This is a genomic window from Novosphingobium sp. (assembly GCF_049240505.1).
GTDB lineage: Bacteria > Pseudomonadota > Alphaproteobacteria > Sphingomonadales > Sphingomonadaceae > Novosphingobium.
Window position 1 is genome coordinate 1 of the sequence record NZ_JBMLSM010000038.1, and the last position, 2,377, is coordinate 2,377.

The 2,377-nt window shown below is 62.3% G+C and carries 2 protein-coding genes and 1 pseudogene; all 3 read right to left on the bottom strand.

The window, feature by feature from the left end; translation table 11 throughout:
- Positions 1-340 (bottom strand): FAD-dependent oxidoreductase (locus ACOVQ0_RS03365; RefSeq protein WP_421880173.1); only part of this gene is annotated, 340 nt, incomplete at its 3' end.
- A 121-nt stretch (positions 341-461) separates the two neighbouring features.
- Positions 462-1,694 carry a 2-oxoglutarate dehydrogenase complex dihydrolipoyllysine-residue succinyltransferase gene (gene odhB / locus ACOVQ0_RS03370; protein ID WP_421880175.1) on the bottom strand — a complete coding sequence of 411 codons (1,233 nt, stop codon included), beginning with the start codon at positions 1,692-1,694 and terminating at the stop codon, positions 462-464.
- A 42-nt stretch (positions 1,695-1,736) separates the two neighbouring features.
- Positions 1,737-2,377 (bottom strand): annotated as a pseudogene (sucA, locus tag ACOVQ0_RS03375) (2-oxoglutarate dehydrogenase E1 component); the annotation flags it as partial.

Genomic DNA, 2,377 nt, shown 5'->3' on the forward strand with positions numbered 1-2,377 from the left:
GCCAGGTCACCTTGTTCTTCTTGAACAGGAATTCGATGCCGCCGGTCAGGCCCTTCACCGATTCCGCCTTCTGCGCGAGCATCGCGTCCAGATCGAGTTCGAGCGAACCGGTCTTGATGCCATAGCTGGCCAGCGTGCCGTTGCGGGCTTCGTCGAACTTTTCCGATCCGTGCAGCAGCGCCTTGGATGGAATGCAGCCCACGTTGAGGCAGGTGCCGCCCAGCGTTTCGCGTCCTTCGGCACAGGCCGTCTTCAGGCCAAGCTGCGCTGCGCGGATAGCCGCGACATAACCGCCGGGACCAGCACCGATGAACAGAACGTCGTAGTCGTATTCAGCCATTTTCTCGGCTCCGTTGCGCGTGCGTGCTTTGACAAGCTCAGCACGAGCGGCTTTGGATTCAAGTCAAACGCACAACATCCGCTCATCCTGAGCCTGTCGAAGGATGCCGCGCAACATCATGTCAAAGATCGATCAGCAACCGCGTCGGATCCTCGATCGCTTCCTTGATCGTCTTGAGTGCCGTCACGGCCTCGCGTCCGTCAATGATGCGATGGTCGTAAGACAGTGCGATGTACATCATCGGGCGCACCACGATTTCGCCATTGCGAACGACCGGGCGGTCCTCGATGCGGTGCAGGCCCAGCACGGCCGACTGCGGCGGGTTGATGATCGGGGTGGACATAAGCCCGCCGAACACGCCGCCGTTCGAGATGGTGAACGTGCCGCCGGCCATATCAGCCATCGTCAGCGTGCCATCGCGCGCTGCCTTGCCATAGTTCGCAATCGACTTCTCGATATCGGCAAAGCTCATCTTGTCGACATCGCGCACCACCGGCACGACCAGCCCGTTCGGGGCCGAAACGGCGACCGAGATGTCCACATAGTCGAAGTAGACGATCTCATCACCCTGGATCTGCGCGTTGACCGAAGGAAGATCCTTCAGCGCCAGCACCGATGCCTTGGCGAAGAAAGACATGAAGCCCAGCTTCACGCCGTGCTTCTTCTCGAACACGTCCTTGTACTTGTTGCGCGCTTCCATCACCGCGCTCATGTCCACGTCGTTGAACGTGGTGAGCAGGGCAGCATTTTCCTGCGCGCTTTTCAGGCGCTTGGCGATCGTCTGGCGCAGGCGCGTCATCTTCACGCGCTCTTCGTTGCGACCTGCTGCCGGTGCCGAAGCAGCGGGCGCGGCAGCCGGTGCCGAAACCGCAGCGGCGGGTGAGGCCTGCTTGGCGGCGGCAGCAGCCATCACGTCTTCCTTGGTCAGGCGGCCGTCCTTGCCGGTGCCCTTAACCGTCGAAGGATCGATGCCATATTCCAGAACTGCGCGGCGCACGGCGGGCGAAAGCGCGGCGGCCTCGCCCGAAGGCGCAGCAGCAGGCGCTTCCGAAGCCGACGCAGGCGCAATCGGCGCTTCGGTGCGCGGGGCAGGGGCCTGAGCGCCAGCAGCGGCAACGCTGTCCTCGATCAGGGCAAGCAGCGCGCCGACCGAAACGGTATCGCCCTCGTTCGCCACCAGCGCGCCCAGCACGCCTGCAGCAGGTGCGGGCACTTCGACCGCAACCTTGTCGGTTTCAAGGCTGACGATGGGCTCGTCCAGCGCTACGGCCTCACCGGGCTTCTTCAGCCACTGACCAACGGTTGCTTCACTGACGCTTTCACCCAGCGTCGGAACCTTCACTTCAATCGACATAATTCATGTTCCTCGGGGAGAAGGAAAATCAGTTCTTCTAAGTCAGTTCTTCTTCTGGCGGCGGATTTCACCACGCACCGAAAGACCCAGCGCATCGGCAACAAGCGCGCCCTGTTCGCTGGCGTGACGGCTGGCGAGGCCCGTTGCAGGCGATGCGGCGGCATTGCGGCCGGCATAGCGCGGGCGTTCGACCTTGCTCTTGGCGGCCTTCAGCGATTCCTCGATCATCGGTTCGACGAAGAACCACGAACCGTTGTTGCGCGGCTCTTCCTGACACCACACCACTTCTTCCAGATTGGTCATGCGCGAAAGGCGCAGGGCCAGCGGTTCGCCGGGGAAGGGGTAGAGCTGTTCAAGGCGGATGATCTGCGTATCGGTGATTCCGGCGGCATTGCGCGCTTCGATCAGGTCATAGGCGACCTTGCCCGAACACAGCACCACACGCTTGGTATCCTTGTCCGCCGCCGGAGCGGTGTCGGACAGGATGCGCATGAAGTGTCCGTCGCCGATGAAGTCCGAAGCGACCGACTTTGCCAGCGGGTGGCGCAGCAGGCTCTTGGGCGTCATGATGACCAGCGGCTTGCGGAACGGACGGTGCATCTGCCGGCGCAGCACGTGGAAGTAGTTTGCCGGCGTGGTGATGTTGCACACCTGGATGTTGTCTTCGGCGCAAAGCTGCAGGA

Coding starts and splice junctions, on each gene's coding strand:
- odhB (WP_421880175.1), bottom strand. CDS start 1,694: ATGTCGATTGAAGTGAAGGTTCCGACGCTGGGTGAAAGCGTCAGTGAA.